Genomic DNA, 17,749 nt, shown 5'->3' with positions numbered 1-17,749 from the left:
GATGAGCGGGCCACTGGTCATTGCGGTGATCAACCAGAAAGGCGGCGCCGGCAAGACCACCGTGGCCATGCATCTCGGTGCGGGGCTGGCGCGCCGGGCATCGGCGGTCGTGGTCGATCTGGATCCGCAGGGCTCGGCCACGCAATGGGCTGCGGCAGGTACGCAAACTTTTCCGGCGACGGTCAAGCATCTGCGCGTGGGCGCTGGCGCTGTCGATCTGCGGCGGGATTTTCGCGCCTATCCCTTCGTCGTGCTGGACTGTCCGCCGGCAGTCGACAGCCGCGCGGCGGCGCTGGCGCTGCAAAGCTGTGACGTGGCCGTCATTCCGGTGTTGCCCTCGCCGATGGATTTGTGGGCCAGCCTGAGGCTGCCGCAGGACATCGATGAAGCTCGGCGGAACAATCCCCGGCTGCGCGCGTATCTGCTGCCGAATCAGATCGAGACGCGCAGCGCGCTATCGGCGGCGATGCAGGAGGCGTTGGCCGAGTTCGGACTGCCGGTGCTTAATACTGCGGTGCGTCGCCGCGGCATCTACAAGACCGCCGCGCTTGAGGGCGTGTCGGCCTACCAACTAGGGGCGCGCGGCCAAAGTGCGGTCGCGGAGATCGAAGGCCTCATAGAGGAGATCCTTGCATGACCAGCATCAAAGACAAGCTCGCCAGCAGCGTCCGTCAGGCCAAGACCGGCGCGGAGTCTGCCCCGGCCGAAAAGGCTGAAGTCCGCTCGAAGAAGCCGCGTCCGGATTCGGGCGCCAGCAAGCCGGCCGCCGCCAAGCCTGCGCCTAAAGAGAAAGAAACTTTGGCGGACGAGCCGCCGGAGAGTGTGCAGGAACTGTTCCCCGACCGCATTTGGCCGGATTGAGATTTGCAGGAGTTCAGATCATGGGCGATCTCAGCAACCGCGGTTACCTTCCGCGACGAAACCCCGCCTTCCACGTGCCGGCTGCCGCCTCCGCGCGAAGCGAAGCTGCGCCGCGCGTGGCAACGGACACGACTGGCGCCGCGGCGGCGCTCGACGCCTATCGCGTCGCCAAGGAGCCGTACTATCGCGCGGTCGCCGATGAAATCGCACTTTATGAGGCTGCCTATTCGGTCCGCATGCCGATGATGCTGAAGGGTCCGACGGGTTGCGGCAAAACGCGCTTCGTTGAATACATGGCGTGGAAGCTCGGCAAGCCGCTGGTCACCGTTGCATGCAACGAAGACATGACCGCCAGCGATCTGGTCGGCCGCTTCTTGCTCGACGCCAACGGCACCCGCTGGCAGGACGGGCCTTTGACCATGGCGGCCCGCTTCGGCGGAATCTGCTATCTCGACGAGGTGGTCGAGGCGCGTCAGGACACCACGGTCGTGATTCACTCCCTGACCGACGCTCGGCGCATTCTTCCGCTGGAGAAGAAGGGCGAGATCGTCGAAGCGCATCCGGATTTCCAGGTCGTCATCTCCTACAACCCCGGCTACCAGTCGCTGATGAAGGATTTGAAGCAGTCGACCAAGCAGCGGTTCGGCGCGCTGGACTTCAACTACCCTGAGCACGAGGTCGAGGCCGAGATCGTCGTGCACGAGAGCGGTGTGGGATTGGACGCGGCAAAGAAGCTGGTCCATATCGCCGAACATGCGCGCAACCTCAAAGGCCACGGACTGGATGAGGGAATATCGACCCGCATGCTGATCTACGCCGGCTCGCTGATTTCCCGCGGCGTCGCGCCGCTGGCTGCCTGCCGCGTGGCGCTGGTGCGTCCCATCACCGATGATCCCGATATGCGCAACGCGCTTGATTCCGCGGTGACGACATACTTCTGAGCGTCTTCCGACGATCGGCAGGCGCGAGGTGAGAAAAGAAGCGACAGGTCGGCCGGGGCCAGCATCGCCAGGGTAGTCCGAACTTACACATCATGGCCATCCACCTACACGAATTCCAGGAGCTTCTCGACGAACTGCCCGGCCGCGCGCAGGAACTGCTGCGCGCCTCCTGGAACGAGGCTGCGCGCGCCATCAGCCCGCGCGGGCTGAGCAACTATATCAAGGGCGCGGTGGCGCTGCATGAGCTGGGTCGCGGCGAGGACCTGGTAGTGAGCTTCATCCAGTCCATGCCGGAGGTCGGGCGCGCCATCGGCGAGGAGGTGCTGCCTGATCTGGTCAACTTCCTGCTGGGCATGGCGTCCAAGACCTCGGGGCAGGTTCTGGCGCTGATCGCCAGCACCGCGCCGCTGGCGGCGCACCGCGTGGGTGATGCCGAGCTGTTTCGCCAATACCTCAATGTGCTGGAGATCATGTTGGCGCAGGCTCCGCGTGGCCTGCGGCCGATGCTGGAAAATCTCGACCGCCTGCTGACCCAGCTCACTCTGGGTGGCTTGCGCCGCTGGGTGCAATGGGGAGTGCAGGCGTACAAGGCTGATTTCGAAGGGCAGGCGGCTTATTTCGGATTGCAGAGCGCCGATGCCATGGCCGTTCTGCAACAAGAACGCAAAGGCACGCTGTTCGTCGACATCCAGCGGCGGCTCAACATCTACATGCGCGCGATCTGGGGACGCGATTTCTTTCTGCGCCCGACCGCCGGCGATTACGAGAGCCGCGAGGGACTCAGGCCGTACATCGAGCATTACGTCATCCACGTCGCCGACGCCTATGACGACTATAAGCCCGAGGGCGATGCGACCGCGCCCGAGCGGATCGTCAGTGCGCTTGAGCTTTACCGCGCCGCCGTCAACCACTGCGCCGCGCATCTTGTCTTCACCCAGACGCCGCTTTCGATGCAGCAACTGTTGCCGGTGCAGATGGCGCTGATCGAGCTGTTCGAGGATGCGCGCGTCGAGGAACTGGCGATCCGCAAATTTCCCGGAATGCGCCAGGCCTGGTTGGCGCTGCATCCGGTGTTCGACTATTCGGCCTCGCCGCAAACGGTGGGTGAGTTGCTCGATCGTCTCGCCCGCGCCTTGCTCGATCCCGAAGCGACCGACCCGGATCCGTTCGTGCGGCAGGGCGTGGCCGCGTTTCGCGCTCAGTCCGATCTGGAGAGCAACCAGGTGAGCTGGAATCTGGGCGTGGATTTATCACACCGCCTGTTCGAGCTCGACCTGCCCACCTACAACAAGGTTACCGATGCGCTCAGCGCCGTCTATCGCGACGACAATCGCGCCGTCTGGTTTCTGGAGGAATACGACGAGGCGCAGGTGATGGCCGCCACCTGGGAGACCCGCCAGCAGGTGCGCAAAAAAGTCAACGTGATGGAAATGGTCAACGAGGTCGACGTCGAATTCGCCGGCGACGATGCGCAGGAGGTGTGGGAGCTTCCGACCGAGTTCTATCTCGACCAGGAGAATGTGAGCATCAACTCGCTCGAAGGCCGCCCGCCGGTTTCCGAGCCGTTCCACTATCCGGAGTGGGACTATCAGATACAGCTTGAGCGCCCGAACTGGGTGACGTTGCTTGAGTACCACCCCGTGATGGGTGAGCTGGATGTGATCGAGGGCATCATCCTTGAGCACAAGCCGGTGATCTCGCGACTTAAATTCCTGATCGAGTCGATGGTGCCGCAAGGCATGCAGCGCATCCGCAACGTGGAGGATGGCGACGAGATCGACATCAACGCCGCGGTGCGCGCGATGATCGACATCCGCATCGGCCAGCAGCACGATCCGCGCATTATGATGCGCTACAAGCGCGCGCTGCGTGATCTGGCGGTGCTGGTGTTGCTGGACATGTCCGAGTCATCCAACGACAAGGTCCGCGGCCACGACTACACGGTGATGGACCTGACGCGCGCCGCAACGGTACTGTTGGCGGGAGCGCTGCACCGCATCGGCGATCCGTTCGCCATTCATGGCTTTTGTTCCGACGGCCGGCACGATGTGCACTACCACCGCTTCAAGGATTTCGACCAACCGTATGATGATGTGGTCAAGGCGCGGTTGGCGGGGATGAAAGGGCGGCTCTCCACCCGCATGGGCGCGGCGTTGCGCCATGCCGCTCATTATCTGGCGTTGCAGCCCAGCAGCAAACGCGTTGTCTTCGTCGTCACCGACGGCGAGCCGGCCGACAACGACGTCACCGATCCGCAATACCTGCGCCATGATACCAAGGCCGCGGTGGAAGAACTCGGCCGCCAGGGTATTACGGTCTACGCACTTTCGCTCGATCCCCATGCCGACCAGTACGTGTCGCGCATTTTCGGCATGAAGAATTTCACCGTGATCGATCAGGCCGAGCGGCTGCCGGAAAAACTGCCGATGCTCTACATGAGCTTGACGCGGTGAGGGTGGGCCGAGGATGAAGATCACCCTGCGAACTTACGTGTTCATGGATGCGCTGCAGCCGCAGCTGGCGTCCTATATCGCGACGTCCTCGCAGGGGTTTCTGCCGGTACCTGGCGATGCCTGCATGTGGATCGAGGTTGCTCCCGGCATGGCGGTGCATAACCTCTCGGACATCGCTTTAAAGAAGACCAACGTGCGCATGGGCGAGCAGGTCGTCGAGCGTGCCTTCGGCTCGATGGAGCTTCACTTCCGCAACCAGAGCGAGGTGCTCGCCGCAGGCGAACTGATCCTCAGGCAGCTCAACACGACGATGGATTCACGGCTGCGCTGCAAGATTGCGTGGAACGAGATCATTCGCGCCATCACGCCCGACCACGCCACGCTGATCAACCGCCAACTGCGCAAGGGTTCGATGATCCTGCCCGGCAAGAGCATGTTCATCCTGGAGGTCGAGCCGGCGGGTTACATCATGTATGCCGCCAATGAGGCCGAGAAGGCAGCGCATATCACGTTGGTAGACGTCAAAGCTTTCGGTTCTTTCGGCCGGTTGACCATGATGGGCAACGAGGCTGAGGCCGAGGAGGCGCAACGCGCGGCCGTGGCCGCGATCGAGCGCCTGAACCAACGCGCTATGGCGCAAGCGTGAGCTCCATGGAAATCGACTCGATAGCAAAGAAGCTGCTGTTCTCAACCGTGCGAGTGGACACCGAACTCGAGGACGGTAGCGCCGGCTCCGGCACGGCCTTCATCCTCAGCCACGCTCACGCGATGGGTAATACGCCTTTCATCGTCACCAACCGGCATCTGGTCGAGGGCGTTCGTCGCGGCGGATTGGTGTTCACTCAGACGAGCGAAGGCAGGCCGGCGTTCGGCCAGCGTTTTCAGCTCAACATCGACGACTTCCCCGCGGCATGGTTCCTCCATCCCGATCCCGCGGTCGACCTCGCCATCGTGCCGCTGCGGCCGCTCGAGCGTGCGGCGCGCGATCTCGGCGTGCAGCTATATTACCACGCGATCGACAGCCAGCGTATTCCCGATGCGGCCGCGGTGCGGGGCTTCGACGCGCTCGAGGACGTGCTGTTCGTCGGCTATCCCAGCGGGGTGTGGGATCAGATCAACCTCATGCCTATCCTCCGTCGCGGCACCACCGCCACGCCGCTGGAACTTGACTTCGAGGGACGCAAGCAATTCCTGATTGACGCTGCGGTGTATCCCGGATCGAGCGGCAGCCCGGTATTCGTGATGCGCGACGATCCGCTGCGCCCGCGCGGCGATGCGGCGCGCACGATATGGTTCGCCGGTGTGGTGGCGGAGGTGTTCTTCCGCGAAGAGGCCAACCAACTGGTGCCCGGGCCGGTGCCCGCGCAGAACGACAACCGGTTCATCGGTTCGGAAATGATCGACCTCGGTCTGGTGATCAAGTCCGAATCCGTGCGCGAGCTTATCGACGCATATGTGCGCAAATGGCTATCTGACTGAAAAGACTCGCGGCTGGTACGGGATTTTTCCGCTTCTGATGGGATCGGAAGCGGGGCGGTTTTTTCACGCCAACAGGTCACCTGCTTCGCTCGGAAAAGCTATGGGTCGAGGCCGTTTCGGGTCGCCGCTTTCAGATGATCGAGTAAGAGTCTCTCAGGATGATATCGTCCCAGGATAAACCTAGCTCGACCCGCTTGGCTTCCGCTCTTTTCGCAGCCGCCAGAACCTCACCGTCCTGAGACGATCCGAGCATTCCAAGAATCTTCGAGATCAGTTTCAATCGTTCGTTTCTCTGCTGCAGAGGCGACTCAGGTTGTTTTCTGTACCTGTAGCTTCGAGCTTCCCTTTGTCGCGATGCGAGAGCCCACCTTCCATCGAGACGGACGACTTTGCCTACGGCTTCCAAAGTTCGAAGTGCGCGATGAACCGATGCAATCATCGACCTGCTGCGCACCCCGCCGTTGACGATGTGAGCGAGGTCAAGTGTCGATAGGGTGATGATCAGTTTGTCCGATAACGCGTCAAGCACCGCGCGTTGAATCGCACCAAAGCCCCGGGACATACAAAATCTCCACTGTCGAGCAACCTAAACGTTATGTCATGCAACGCTTAAATCAAGGAACAAGTGTGGAAATCTGGATCGTCATAACCCAGGGCGATCACGTTTCCGCGTTCGCCGCGTGAAACCCTGCCATCCGGAACTCGCAGCGTGCGAATATCGCCTGAAACAGGGGCGGCTTGCTCTGCAAGGTCAATAGATGCGAGGCGGGGACGATAATCGGCGGCAATATCGCACTGTGGAGGCGATCTGCGGTGTATGGCGGGCCGAAGCCGAGGAAACGGAGAACTACACCTGCGCTATAGCTCTCCCAAATGACATCTGAAGCCGTGCTGGCCGTCTTGTTTGCCGTATGTCAGCTCAAAAGCAACTTGAGAGCGATGATGCGTGTGAGCGTTCTAGGTTCGAATGAGCGATTGCTGCCGCGCGTGAGGTGCGGTTTAAAAAGATATGTCCTTCACATTGGCCAGATTCGGATTCGACCTGAGCAATCGAGAGATTGCTGCCCTAGTTTATCTGAGCCTTCTACTGACCGCTGCGCTTCTGTAGAAAAAGGGGAGACCTCTCGCGTTTAATGTCGTCCGTGCCTTCCTTATGCCGAAGCTCGCACTGCTCTGGCTGCTCATGTCCTCTACGTGGGGGCTTGTGTCTGGCTGCTCGCATGGCTGAGTCTGTGGGACTGGCCCAATCTCAAATCGACCCTGCTTTGCTGGCTGACAGTTGGTTTCACCAGCGTCTTTGAAGCCCAGCAGCTTAAGGACAAGCCACATGCGCTACGCAAGCTGGTGCGCGATGCCTTCACGCTCTCTGCCGTCGTCCTGTTCATCGCCGAGTTGGTGAGCTTCCCACTCTGGGTCGACCTGCTCATGCTTCCGTCGCTGGTGGTTATCACTCTCCTTATTGCCGTTGGCGAGAATCAGACCGACAAACTCGGCGTCCCACGAGTGTTGAAACTGCTGCGCGGGCTCCAGATGCTTGCAGGCTTCGCTATCCTCAGCCTTAGCTATTGGCTGGTTGCCGCCAGAATTACTGAATTCTGGTCATTGAACACCTTGCATGAGTTCGGGTTGCCCTTTCTGCTCTGGCTCATGTTCATTCCGTTCATTTTTCTACTCGCAGTCTCAAAGGCCAGATCGCGGGCGATGGCGTCATAGTCGATGTCGTGACTTAGTAAGCCTTGAACCGCTTCGGTTTTTCGTGATCGGTCTTTGGCAGGCGAGAGATCGTTGATCCCGAAGCGCCGCGCGAGTTTCGCGGCTGAAGCCTGTGATCGCTGTAGCTCCCTTCGAACGGCGTACGTGGTCGTGGCGCTCCCGTGAAGAACTTGGCCCATAGAGCGTCCCACTCCGACGACGTATAATGATACGCCATCACACCGTGGGACTTAACAGTGTTCACTCATCGGAATCACATGGGTGGGCAGGATACCGACGCGCATGGCGTAGGCCGTAACGTCGCGACGGAAATCGGCTATCATCAGTTCGAACAGTGTGAATGCTTCAATCTGAAATTCCGCGATGACCTTATGCGACGGGAGCCCGCGGTCGCCGATCCTGCGCTTGAGATAATCGAGGCGTTCCGATTGTTCCGACCAGAGGTGATCGATCGCCGCCATCATCAGCCGGCGAAGGATATCAACGAATGTAGTCTCACCCATGCTGGCGATCTTGCCGGCGGTCCAGCGATCGGCCGCGGCGGTGATGCGCTGTGCGAGAGCCCTTGCGTCGGCTTTGGGATCGCTCGATGGAGGTCTGATATCGATAGCAAGAGTCAGGACGGACCGGATCGCGTGATCCAGCCCTGCAATGTCCCATGGAGCGGTCGGCGCGGCGAAACGATTTATAAGATCGTCGACCGTCTCATGACGCAGGCGCTTTGCCAGAATGAGCGTATCGCTCCCGTCGCGGATGCTTTGACGCAAATCGTAAACGTTTTCGCGCTGGCGTTGAATGATTGTATCGAAACGCAGGAGTCCAAGGCGGCGATCGAAGCTGCGGGTTTCGTGCCGTTTTTGCGCCGCCTCGATCAGGCGGCTCGCAACTGAGGGGGCGATCGTGGGGGTTTGTTCTGTTAGAGGCGGTGCGTCGATCGCGGCAGTTTTCAGGAACTCGTCGTCAAGCGAGGCGTGGAAGATCGATCGCCCCGGATCGCCCTGTCGTCCGGCACGGCCGCGCAGCTGTTCGTCCATCCGCCCATGATCGTGATGGGTGGAGCCGATCACCAGTAGTCCGCCTGCGGCAATCACCTTGGCGCGTGTTGCGGCATCGGCGTGTTCGCCGCCAAGTCGGATATCCGTGCCCCGGCCAGCCATGGCGGTGGCAATCGTCACGGCGCCGGGAGCACCGGCCTCGGCGATAATTTGGGCTTCGCGAGCGTGATGCTTGGCGTTGAGGACGGCGAAGGTGCGGCTTGAACCCAGATTCTGAGTTGCTGGATTTTGCTGACTCCAGCCGTTGGTTTCAAGCATCGCGGCCAAGGCTTCTGATCGTTCGATCGACGGAGCGCCGATTAGAACGGGCTGGCCTCGCGCGGCGGCATCTTCCAGCTCCCGCAGGATCGCCTGAAATTTACCGGCGGCGGTGGAGTGGAGCACGGCCCCGTCGACGCGGATCATCGGACGGTGTGTCGGGATCGAGATCACATCGAGGCCGTACACCTCTTTGTATTCTTCGGCATCCGCTTTTGCCGTGCCGGTCATGCCGCATAGCTTATCGTAGCGCCGGAAATAGGTCTGGAACGTGATCGCAGCGACCGTGCGCGTTTCCTCTCCGATGGCGCAACTTTCCTTGGCCTCCAGGGCTTGATGCAGTCCTTCGTCATAGCGCCGTCCAGGCATCGGCCGTCCCGTCAGCCGGTCGACAATGATCACCCTGCCGTTCGCAACGACATAGTCGCGGTCGCGCGCGAGCACCACATGAGCGCGCAGCGACTGCATGATGTGGTGGAGCAGTGAGATCGATACGCTGTCATGCAGCGTCGACGAAGCCTTCAGCAATCCTTGTTGCTGCAGCCGCAGCTCGACTTCACTGTATCCCGCCTCGGTCAGTGTGACGCGCCGAAGATGGTCGACTTCGTAGTGCGAGGGTTGCAATGAGGCGATTAAGACATCAATTACCTCATAAAAGCGGGAATGATCGCCGAGCGGCCCGAACAGCGCCAGCGGCATGCTGGCCTCGTCGATCAGTGTGGCGTCGGCCTCGTCAACCAATGCAAAGGAATGGCCGCGCTGCACGGTTTCAGCGGCCGACAATTTTAGGTTGTCGCGCAGATAGTCGAAACAGAACTCGCTGGCGACGCCATAAGTAATATCGCAACAATAGGCTTCGCGCCGCTCATCGTCGTCCATTTCCTGCGTGATGACGCCTGCGCTGAGCCCAAGCAAATCGTAAACCGGCCGCATCCAGGCCGCGTCGCGCTCGGCGAGATAGTCATTCGGCGTGCCGATGTGAACACCTCGTCCCGTCAGGCCATTGAGCGCACAGACGAGTGTGGCCGTGAGCGTCTTGCCTTCTCCAGTCCTCATCTCGGCGAGATGGCCGTCATGAAGGGCGAGAGCGCCGATGATCTGTACCGGAACAGGGTGTTCGTTAAGCGCGCGCCGCGCGGCTTCGCGAGCCAGCGCAAAAGCTTCTTCCTTGATCTCATCAAGGGACGTGCCAGCCTGGACCCGCTGCCTTAGTTCGGTAGCGCGATCAAGCAACCCGCGGGCAGACAGTCGTCGATGGTCCCCTTCCAGAACAAGGATCCGGTCGGCGGTTGTTTCGTATTGTGTCAGTTTCCGGCGAGTGCCGAAACTCAGCGCGCGCCTTGTCAGGCGCAGGATCATTGAAACTCAAAAAGAATCGGCATCGTAAAAGCAAACTGAGTTCCGCCGACGTCGCTCGGCGGTTGGGGCAATGGCTGTGCGCGTTGCAGGAGTTCGAGCGTTTCGTGATCGAGGGCGGCAGATCCACTACCCTTCGCGATTCTGCTGGAGATAATGTGACCGCTGCGGTCAACGACGAAGAAGACTTTTGCTATTCCGGTTTCGTGATGGGCCTGTGCATCCCGCGGATATCGCTTGTTACGCTGAAGGTGAAGGGCCAGCTTTCGTTTCCAGCTCACGAGCGGTGCTTTCCGTGCAGCGGCGGCGGTTGGCGCCGTCGTAACGGCCGAGGCAATCAGCGGAGGCGTTGCGTTCGGAGTCTTTTCCTTTTCCTCTTTCTTCTCCTCTTCCTGCTGTTTCTGCTCGGGAGGCGTCTCCAGCGCAACGTCGGGTTCGGCTACCTGCGGAAGCGGCGGTTCGGGCTCCGGCTCCTTCTCTGTCTTGACTTCGGCCTTTTCCTGAGGCGGAGGAGTTTCGTCGGCCTGCATTTGCTCTTCGCCCGGCGCGACGTCTCGAGCCTCGGCGTCGCGGAACGACTCGGTGGTGAAATCTACTTCGATTGTCGTGACGGTATCGAAGGTATCGCCTTCGGCCGGTGTCATGAGCAGGGCGGCCGCGACTGCGCCATGCAATGACAGCATTGCAATGAAGCAGGTGCTCCAGCGCAACAGTTCTTTCCGCGTGACGTTGCTGTAAAGGCGCGGCATGCTCATTGTGCAGCCCCCCCGGATTGTGCTCCGCCCGCGGATTCAAGTCCGACCAGGGCAATCTTTAAATACCCGGCAGACCGCAGATCGTTCATCAGCGTCATCACCTCACCATAGGGAATAGTCTTGTCGGCGCGGACGAACAGACGCTTGCTGTGATCCGATGATGTCACCGAGGCCAGCGAGGCTGCCAGCGCTATGCGCGAGATCGGCGTCTCCCCGACCGCCAGCGTGCGGTCAGCCTTGAGCGTAATGAAGATCGGTTTTTCCGGACGCGGCTGACGCACCGCCGTCGATGCTGGCAGGTCGACGGCGATGTCGACGGTCGCCAGCGGCGCCGCAATCATAAAAATAATCAGCAGCACCAGAATGACGTCGATGAACGGTGTCACATTGATGTCGCTGACCTGCGCCATCTCATCCTCTGACGATGCCGGCTGAAGCGAAACGCCCACGGGTGGCTACTCCTTACTCAGCAGCGATCCGATGAGGCATCATCTCTGCCCGATTGAGATCTCTGCTCACCATGCGCATCAGTTCCGCCGAGCCGTCTCCCAGCAAGCCGCGATAACCCGTGATGGAGCGCGAAAACATGTTGTAGATCATCACCGCCGGAATCGCCGCGACAAGCCCCATGGCCGTCGCCAGCAAGGCCTCGGCGATGCCGGGCGCGACGACCGCGAGGTTGGTGGTCTGCGTTTTCGAAATGCCGATGAAGGCATTCATGATTCCCCAGACGGTGCCGAAAAGCCCGACAAACGGCGCGGTCGATCCAATGGTAGCCAGAATGCTGGTCCCGCGGGTCATGCGCCGTGCCGCCGCCGCCTCTATGCGACTGAACAGCGAAGCAATTCGTTCCTTGACGCCGTCATGGTTCATGGCGTCCTGCGAACGATGAATTTCATCGCGTGCGGCATTGGTGAGATTGGCGATGTCGCTTCCGGACTGCTGCAATATCCCGCTTGCCTCATCAAGCGTACGAGCGCGTTCCACGTTATGGATATCACGCACGAGTTTGCTCCGCGCGCCAATCAACTCGATTGTCTTTGCAAGCCATACCGACCACGTCACAACGGAAGCGAACGCCAGACCGATCATCACAGCTTTCACGATGGAGTCGGCTGCCATGAACATGCCGATGGGCGTCAGTTCATGCGGCAGAATCGACTCGGGGACTTCGACGAGTTCGCTCGCGTGCGGCGTTTGCTGCTCGACTGACGGCATCGCCGGCGCGGCCGGCTGCTCGGCGGGGGACGTCTTGGCACCAGGTACGGCTTGCGACGCTGGTTGCTGGGATTCAGTTTGCGTAGTCTGCGTTGCCGCGGGCGTGGATTGCGCGCCTATCGAAGGATTTTGTCCAGAAGAAGCGGCGGCGTGGGAGTCGGGCTGCGATAATGACTGAGCGTAACCAGGGTACGGTCCAAGCGCCAACGTCAAGAGGAATGCAAGCCCGATCGCTAGAGCCTTTGCGGCTTGTGTTCGGTCATTGCCCACCATCGTACGTGAGATGTTCAGAGACAGCTTCATGGTGAGAAACTCTACTAATCATGCACCACTCGGGGCTGTCCGAGCGGTCAAGAACAGATGCGCAGGCATCTGACGACATGGTCTAGCGCCTGGGCTTTTTAAATCAAACAGGCAAGCTGACATTAATCTTAGAATACCTGTAAGTTGGTGCTGGGATGCGTTGAAGCTCGCGCCGGGATGATGTGGCTGATTTATCACCCGCGACGGGATATTGATGTCGCGCCGCGACACTCAATTAATTAGACGCAGAAATGATTCCGGAAAAACAAGCAGCAAACACAGGCGTTAAACGAGCGCGGCGATTGCCTTTAATAAAAGTCTATAATCAATGAGGCTCGAACTAGAACTTCTATAAGGAGCTTCGAACTGCGGTTCCGACAGGTTGCTTGCGAAATTATTTAAGGGCTATGACGGACGCTATGTCGCGGCCTACGGATTTATTTCCGCGATGTCATCAATCTAAGGATTCGGGGTAAATGGGTATTCCATCGGCAGATCGTACGAGCGATACAAAAAGCGGCGACGTAGTAGCAGGACATTCATCAGTAGTAGGGTGGGGCAGAGCGATGATCGGCGTTGCCGCCGTGATGCTGATATCCGATTCTGCTGACGCTCAGCCGGCGCCCGTCGGAGAGGATCTTCCGCAGGTTCGCGTCACGGCGCCAAAGCGGCAGGCCAAGAAAAGAACCGTGCATCGCGCGCCTGTACATGCTGCCCCCGCGCCAGTTGTCACTGCTGCGCCAAGCAACGTTCAGGTCAATCCCATCGTCGGCGATGCGCATGGCGTCACCGGCTATCAGGCGCCTGCGCAAGCAGGAATGGCTCGTCTTCCGGTGCCGCTCGCCAATACGCCGCAGACCGTCAACGTGGTGACGCAGCAGGTGATCCAGGAGCAGCGGCTCCTTACCATGGAAGATGCGCTGCGGACGGTGCCGGGCATTACCTTCAGCGCCGGCGAGGGTGGCTTCCAGGGGGATACGCCGATTGTGCGCGGCTTCGCGGCACGCGGCGACATGTTCCGCGATGGCCTTAGTGATCCGGGCTGGTACACGCGCGACATGTTCAGCAGTGATCGCGTCGAGGTGTATAAAGGGCCCTCGGGATTTGCCTTCGGTCGTGGTTCGACCGGCGCTGCGATCAACACCGTCTCGAAGGTGCCGCAAGCGACCACCTTCGTGAATGGCACCGTGAGCGGCGTTAGCAACGGTGGTTATCGTGCCGATGTCGATGCCAATGGGACACAAGGAAATTTGTCCGGCCGCATTGCTGCGATGTATCAGGATCTTCCTGTCCAGAGCCGCGATAACGTCTTAACAAGGCGCTGGGGTGTCGCTCCGTCGGTCAAAGCGGAGTTTACGCCGGACACGCGCGGAATCTTCAGCTACGTCTATCAAGGCGAGGACGGCGTTCCGGACTACGGTCATCCCTATCTGCCGCCGCCGGTCTACAGTTCAACGACCGGCGCGAGGACCAACGCCGGCTATTTCGGCAATGGCGCGGCGACGCCGCCGATACCGGTTCCCCGCCAGGTTTTCTACGGCGTGGTTGGGGGTCCGCTCGCCGATCGCCAGGTCACCAATACCCACATCGCGACAGCCCGGTTCGAACATGATTTCGACGACGGCTTGAAGATTACGAACGCGACCCGATACGTCAGCGTCGACCGCATGTCGCGGCCGACCGCGCCGCGTAGCCTGGGTAATGCGAATAGTAGTTTCGTGTTTCCCCAGCCGGCAAGTGGGCCTGCGATAGCGGCGCCGCCGCCGGGCTATCCGGTCGAATTGATGACGATCGGGCGGCAACACTTCGAGACGTTGACGGATAACACGCTGTTCATCAATCAGACCGATCTGACCGGCAAGTTCCACACCGGAAGCCTGGAGCATACCTTCACGCTGGGTGCCGTAGCCTGGCAACAAACCCGCAATCAGGTGCGCGCCAATTACTGCGTACCGACCAATCTGGCGTGCCGGGTCAACGCCTTCGCTCCGGGCGACATAACCTATCCGGGGCCGAATACCGGGTTCGGCTTGCCGAACCACACCATCACGACGAACTACGCGGTTTACGGCTCTGATCAGGTCAAAATCAACGAGTACTTCGAGTTGCTCGGATCGATTCGCTACGACGATTTCCGCACAACTTATACCAATCTCGCGGCAGTGCCGCCCGCGAGCCAGCGGCTCAATCGGGCTGACCAGATGGTCGCCTGGCGCGTCGGCGGCGTCTTTCACCCGACGCATAATTCGAACATCTATGCCGCCTATGGCGTGTCGAACAATCCGGCGGCGGAGTTCGACGTGCTGAGCGACGCCGGCAATAACGCGGCGAACTCCTTGCTGGCTCCCGAGCGCAACACGACGATTGAAGTCGGCACCAAGGTCGATGTTCTCAACGGCCGGCTGACGCTGAGTGGCGCGGTGTTCCGCATCGAAAAAACCAACCTGCGCATTCCTATTGATCCGGCCACGAATGCGGCACTGGTGCTTGGTGGTCTGGCGCGCGTGGATGGTGTGGAAGTAGGCGCCGCAGGCAAGCTCACCGATAAGTGGGGCCTGTTTGCGGGCTACAGCTATCTCCATTCCCAGATCGTCAATACGACCGATCTCGCGCAGTTGGGTAACCAGCTCCCCCAAACGCCGCCGCATAACTTTACGCTGTGGACCACCTACGAATTGACGCCGTTGTGGACTGTCGGTGGCGGCGCCGCCTATGCGGCGCGAACCTTCGCCAACATCCAGAATACAAACTACGTGCCCAACTACTGGAAGCTCGATCTGATGACGAGCTATAAGGTCACAAAGGACTCGATGCTGCAGCTCAACATCTACAACCTGACGAATGAGCTTTACTACGCGCAATATTATGCCGGTCAAGCCGTTCCGGCCGCCGGGCGGACCGCGATGCTGACTTATCGCTATAGCTTCGTGCCGCCACCGCCGGTGCAGGATTATCCGGTGAAGGCTGCGCATTACATGGGCAGGTAGTTCGCGTATAATCGCTTCATGCAAGGCCGCCCAGATGGACATCAAGAACAAATGTGGTGTGGATTGCCCCTGAATCTACTTCGACATCCGTTGGCTTGGCTCACCGAGCGTTCTAATTCGAACGACACCAAGAGCATCCAATGATCTGCGATGCGACCAAGCGCGGGGTCTTTCTGCTCGCGCTTGGTCGCGGCCGGAAGCATCGAGCGGTGTGCCGCTGATCGCGACCATCCGGCTTTCCCTTGCCCCCGACAGGCATGGCCCCACGGCTGGAAATGTAGCATTCCAGTTATTCTTTCGTCGCTCCTTTGAGCGAGAACACCAGCGTCATTGGGTTCTTTGGCGAGGCTTGAAATCCGTAGTGTTCATAGAACGCCTTGGCATCGTCGGAAATGGCGTGAACGAGTATGCCGCGAATGCCGAGTATGGCGGCGGCCTCGCCAGTACGCAAAACCGCATCCTGCAAGAGCGCGACGCCAAGCCCTTTGCCTTGCCAGTTCAAATCAACGGCAAGACGTCCGAGAATAGCCATCGGAATAGGGTCCGGCATGTTGCGGCGGATTCCGCCCGGAGCCTCGACAAGGTCCAATCCACCGGATGACAGACAGTAATAACCGACAACACGAGCGCCGTCTGCGACGACATAAATGCGGGACGCGCCGCTGATCTGATTGGCGCGGGCGCGCCGTTTTAACCATTGGTCGAGACTCTCGTTTCCGCTCTGGAAGAGTTCGAGGTCATGTGTCTCAGCAAGCGCGGTTGGTGCTAACAGCATCAACCCTGCCAGGGCTTAGGCGCGTTCATCAGGCGCGCAAAGCCATCTCCACCGGGGGGACGGTCCAGAATATCCAGGTAATGCCGATAGCTATCGGGATCGACCTTGATCAATGTCTGGTCGAGTAGCGTATCCTCGGCGGCCCGGTAGGCCGCATCGATCATGAAATCCGAGCGCGTTTTGCCTCGAATCTTGGCCGCCCGGTCGATAAGGACACGCACGTCTTCCCGAATGCGCAGATTCACGGGCTTGGCATGGGTGTCAGTCGTTTTTTTTGTCATGGCAGACATCCTTTCCCTTTAGGTTAGCACATCTGCATACACATTGTGTATCTATTTCTGGGGCGTTCGCCGTTCGATCCGCTCCGGAGGCGGGTCGAACGCCCGGTAGGGCGGAAACCGATGTTCCCCGTCCCGATAGCCTCGGATGATCACGGAAGCGGGCAAATTACATAAGCCAACGGCGTTGCAATAGGCGGTTTTCGGCTTTGCGGAAGATGCCCGCGAGGCGGCAAGTCGGTTGCCCGCGCCGTGATAGGCTGCGATCGGAAGATGGAAAACCGACTTCGGAAGGTCGGAACTGAATTATGAAGGTCCTGCCTGAGTCGCGCCGCGTCCGGTCTGGCGCAACAACTCGTCCATTTCGTCGGGCTGCGCCGTGGCCTCGAGAAGCTGGGTCAGAAGCCCGGCCCGAAACGCACCTTCGATGAAATGTTCGAACTCGCATCGGCAACATCTGCGTCATCTTCAAGCCGCAAGAGTGCTCAAACTACTTCAATGCCGCTGGATATGGATCTAAATGAACGCCCGAGGCTCTAGAATACAGTCGGAACTCGGGATTTCGAACCCCAAAATCCACCTTGCCATTCAATGTGTTAAATGGTTTTTGCGCTGGTGAAAGCAGAATGGCGGAGCCGGAGGGATTCGAACCCTCGATAGGGCTTTACAACCCTATAACGGTTTAGCAAACCGCCGCCTTCAGCCACTCGGCCACAGCTCCATTGACGACCGATATGCCTGACACGATCGCCAGCCGCAAGCGTCGTATCTCGAAATAAGGCGTCGCATAGGGAATCCCCAGGTGTTTGTGACGCGGATCGGTGATGCCGATAGCGGCAAGCTCGGTCTGTTCCTGTGTTAGCGAGCGCCGCAGAACAGATTTTCCGCATTGCAGCGCCAGCCATTCAATCTCGAATTCTCCGCGACTTCCGCAGCCGTCTGAATACGACAGGCTGCTTCAGGCATGATGATTCGCGACGTCTGAAGCATGGAGATGGACGGCGCGCCCGATGTGGTCTCTACCCCTCGGGACCGTTCGGGGGCGTTTCAGGCAGCCTGGTAGGAGAATTTGCTCTGCTGCGACCATTTGCGCGTGCCATTTGTGCAACATGCAGCGAAAATCGTTAGACGTATTCCATTCGGCAGCTTCCTTCGTTGCGTGTGCAAGTCGGTTCGGTAATTCTGACCGTGCGACGGAGGGGGGCATCCCAAAGTCGTTCCGTTTTAGAAGCTCGCCCGTTCGCATCCGCTCCCATTGAGCGGGGGCTCTTAATAAACGCGAACGCTGGCGGTTGGTCCGGGACCGAGGGAGCGTTT

15 protein-coding genes, 1 tRNA gene and 1 pseudogene are annotated in these 17,749 nt (G+C 59.9%); 8 read left to right on the top strand and 9 right to left on the bottom strand.

Going from position 1 to position 17,749, the window contains the following annotated elements:
• Position 1 precedes the first annotated feature (1 nt).
• From parA to NWI01_RS16130, 6 genes are all read left to right on the top strand, one after another.
• On the top strand, positions 2–637 hold the full coding sequence (parA, locus tag NWI01_RS16155; RefSeq protein ID WP_141384993.1) for a ParA family partition ATPase: 636 nt from the start codon (positions 2–4) through the stop codon (positions 635–637).
• Positions 634–861: a hypothetical protein gene (locus NWI01_RS16150; RefSeq protein ID WP_011315223.1), complete on the top strand. Its 228-nt coding sequence runs from the start codon at positions 634–636 to the stop codon at positions 859–861. The genes parA and NWI01_RS16150 overlap by 4 nt, the downstream gene beginning before the upstream one ends.
• A gap of 20 nt (positions 862–881) precedes the next feature.
• Positions 882–1,802 carry a CbbQ/NirQ/NorQ/GpvN family protein gene (locus tag NWI01_RS16145; protein ID WP_301293751.1) on the top strand — a complete coding sequence of 307 codons (921 nt, stop codon included), beginning with the start codon at positions 882–884 and terminating at the stop codon, positions 1,800–1,802.
• A 92-nt stretch (positions 1,803–1,894) separates the two neighbouring features.
• Complete coding sequence (locus NWI01_RS16140) at positions 1,895–4,255, top strand: nitric oxide reductase activation protein NorD (protein WP_141384992.1); 2,361 nt, start codon at positions 1,895–1,897, stop codon at positions 4,253–4,255.
• Positions 4,256–4,268: 13 nt separating this feature from the next.
• Positions 4,269–4,901 carry a hypothetical protein gene (locus NWI01_RS16135; RefSeq protein ID WP_141384991.1) on the top strand — a complete coding sequence of 211 codons (633 nt, stop codon included), beginning with the start codon at positions 4,269–4,271 and terminating at the stop codon, positions 4,899–4,901.
• 5 nt (positions 4,902–4,906) lie between these two features.
• Positions 4,907–5,734, top strand: coding sequence for a S1 family peptidase (locus NWI01_RS16130; RefSeq protein ID WP_141385000.1), 828 nt, complete (start codon positions 4,907–4,909; stop codon positions 5,732–5,734).
• A gap of 130 nt (positions 5,735–5,864) precedes the next feature.
• Here the strand turns inward: NWI01_RS16130 and NWI01_RS16125 are convergent, their stop codons facing one another.
• Positions 5,865–6,296 (bottom strand): hypothetical protein, encoded by a 432-nt coding sequence (locus NWI01_RS16125; RefSeq protein ID WP_141384990.1) that lies wholly within the window; start codon positions 6,294–6,296, stop codon positions 5,865–5,867.
• Positions 6,297–6,928: 632 nt separating this feature from the next.
• Between NWI01_RS16125 and NWI01_RS16120 the strand changes: the two genes are divergently transcribed.
• Positions 6,929–7,447, top strand: coding sequence for a hypothetical protein (locus NWI01_RS16120; RefSeq protein WP_141384989.1), 519 nt, complete (start codon positions 6,929–6,931; stop codon positions 7,445–7,447).
• A gap of 35 nt (positions 7,448–7,482) precedes the next feature.
• Here NWI01_RS16120 and NWI01_RS19805 read toward each other — a convergent pair.
• The 5 genes and pseudogenes from NWI01_RS19805 to exbB form a co-directional block, all read right to left on the bottom strand.
• Positions 7,483–7,626: pseudogene (locus NWI01_RS19805) on the bottom strand (IS481 family transposase); the annotation flags it as partial.
• Positions 7,627–7,677: 51 nt separating this feature from the next.
• Entirely contained in the window at positions 7,678–10,119 is a 2,442-nt protein-coding gene (locus NWI01_RS16115; protein ID WP_141384988.1) for a preprotein translocase subunit SecA, read from the bottom strand.
• Positions 10,116–10,871, bottom strand: a complete 756-nt coding sequence (locus tag NWI01_RS16110) for an energy transducer TonB family protein (RefSeq protein WP_141384987.1) — start codon at positions 10,869–10,871, stop codon at positions 10,116–10,118. The genes NWI01_RS16115 and NWI01_RS16110 overlap by 4 nt, the downstream gene beginning before the upstream one ends.
• Positions 10,868–11,281 (bottom strand): TonB system transport protein ExbD, encoded by a 414-nt coding sequence (exbD, locus tag NWI01_RS16105; RefSeq protein WP_141384986.1) that lies wholly within the window; start codon positions 11,279–11,281, stop codon positions 10,868–10,870. The genes NWI01_RS16110 and exbD overlap by 4 nt, the downstream gene beginning before the upstream one ends.
• A gap of 52 nt (positions 11,282–11,333) precedes the next feature.
• A complete protein-coding gene (gene exbB / locus NWI01_RS16100) occupies positions 11,334–12,362 on the bottom strand; it encodes a tonB-system energizer ExbB (RefSeq protein WP_141384999.1) in 1,029 nt (342 codons plus the stop codon).
• Between the two features lie 596 nt (positions 12,363–12,958).
• Between exbB and NWI01_RS16095 the strand changes: the two genes are divergently transcribed.
• Complete coding sequence (locus NWI01_RS16095) at positions 12,959–15,379, top strand: TonB-dependent receptor (protein ID WP_141384985.1); 2,421 nt, start codon at positions 12,959–12,961, stop codon at positions 15,377–15,379.
• Between the two features lie 289 nt (positions 15,380–15,668).
• Here NWI01_RS16095 and NWI01_RS16090 read toward each other — a convergent pair whose 3' ends face one another.
• The 3 genes from NWI01_RS16090 to NWI01_RS16080 form a co-directional block, all read right to left on the bottom strand.
• The gene (locus NWI01_RS16090; RefSeq protein WP_141384984.1) at positions 15,669–16,154 is read right to left on the bottom strand and encodes a GNAT family N-acetyltransferase; all 486 of its coding nucleotides are present in this window, start codon (positions 16,152–16,154) and stop codon (positions 15,669–15,671) included.
• Positions 16,154–16,435, bottom strand: a complete 282-nt coding sequence (locus NWI01_RS16085) for a type II toxin-antitoxin system TacA family antitoxin (protein ID WP_141384983.1) — start codon at positions 16,433–16,435, stop codon at positions 16,154–16,156. The genes NWI01_RS16090 and NWI01_RS16085 overlap by 1 nt, the downstream gene beginning before the upstream one ends.
• 624 nt (positions 16,436–17,059) lie before the next feature.
• Positions 17,060–17,153 (bottom strand) — tRNA-Ser (locus NWI01_RS16080).
• Between the last annotated feature and the right edge of the window lie 596 nt (positions 17,154–17,749).

This window comes from Nitrobacter winogradskyi, from assembly GCF_006539545.1.
Classification (GTDB): domain Bacteria; phylum Pseudomonadota; class Alphaproteobacteria; order Rhizobiales; family Xanthobacteraceae; genus Nitrobacter; species Nitrobacter winogradskyi_A.
The sequence above is the reverse complement of the archived record's forward strand: the minus strand, read 5'-3'. Positions and strand labels throughout refer to the sequence as shown.

Bases quoted from the DNA above. Each gene is read 5' to 3' on its own strand.
- NWI01_RS16140 (WP_141384992.1), top strand. From the start codon at position 1,895: ATGGCCATCCACCTACACGAATTCCAGGAGCTTCTCGACGAACTGCCC.
- NWI01_RS16135 (WP_141384991.1), top strand. From the start codon at position 4,269: ATGAAGATCACCCTGCGAACTTACGTGTTCATGGATGCGCTGCAGCCG.
- NWI01_RS16125 (WP_141384990.1), bottom strand. From the start codon at position 6,296: ATGTCCCGGGGCTTTGGTGCGATTCAACGCGCGGTGCTTGACGCGTTA.
- NWI01_RS16115 (WP_141384988.1), bottom strand. From the start codon at position 10,119: ATGATCCTGCGCCTGACAAGGCGCGCGCTGAGTTTCGGCACTCGCCGG.
- NWI01_RS16145 (WP_301293751.1), top strand. From the start codon at position 882: ATGGGCGATCTCAGCAACCGCGGTTACCTTCCGCGACGAAACCCCGCC.
- exbB (WP_141384999.1), bottom strand. From the start codon at position 12,362: ATGGTGGGCAATGACCGAACACAAGCCGCAAAGGCTCTAGCGATCGGG.
- NWI01_RS16150 (WP_011315223.1), top strand. From the start codon at position 634: ATGACCAGCATCAAAGACAAGCTCGCCAGCAGCGTCCGTCAGGCCAAG.
- NWI01_RS16110 (WP_141384987.1), bottom strand. From the start codon at position 10,871: ATGAGCATGCCGCGCCTTTACAGCAACGTCACGCGGAAAGAACTGTTG.
- NWI01_RS16130 (WP_141385000.1), top strand. From the start codon at position 4,907: ATGGAAATCGACTCGATAGCAAAGAAGCTGCTGTTCTCAACCGTGCGA.
- exbD (WP_141384986.1), bottom strand. From the start codon at position 11,281: ATGGCGCAGGTCAGCGACATCAATGTGACACCGTTCATCGACGTCATT.
- NWI01_RS16095 (WP_141384985.1), top strand. From the start codon at position 12,959: ATGATCGGCGTTGCCGCCGTGATGCTGATATCCGATTCTGCTGACGCT.
- NWI01_RS16090 (WP_141384984.1), bottom strand. From the start codon at position 16,154: ATGCTGTTAGCACCAACCGCGCTTGCTGAGACACATGACCTCGAACTC.
- NWI01_RS16085 (WP_141384983.1), bottom strand. From the start codon at position 16,435: ATGACAAAAAAAACGACTGACACCCATGCCAAGCCCGTGAATCTGCGC.
- parA (WP_141384993.1), top strand. From the start codon at position 2: ATGAGCGGGCCACTGGTCATTGCGGTGATCAACCAGAAAGGCGGCGCC.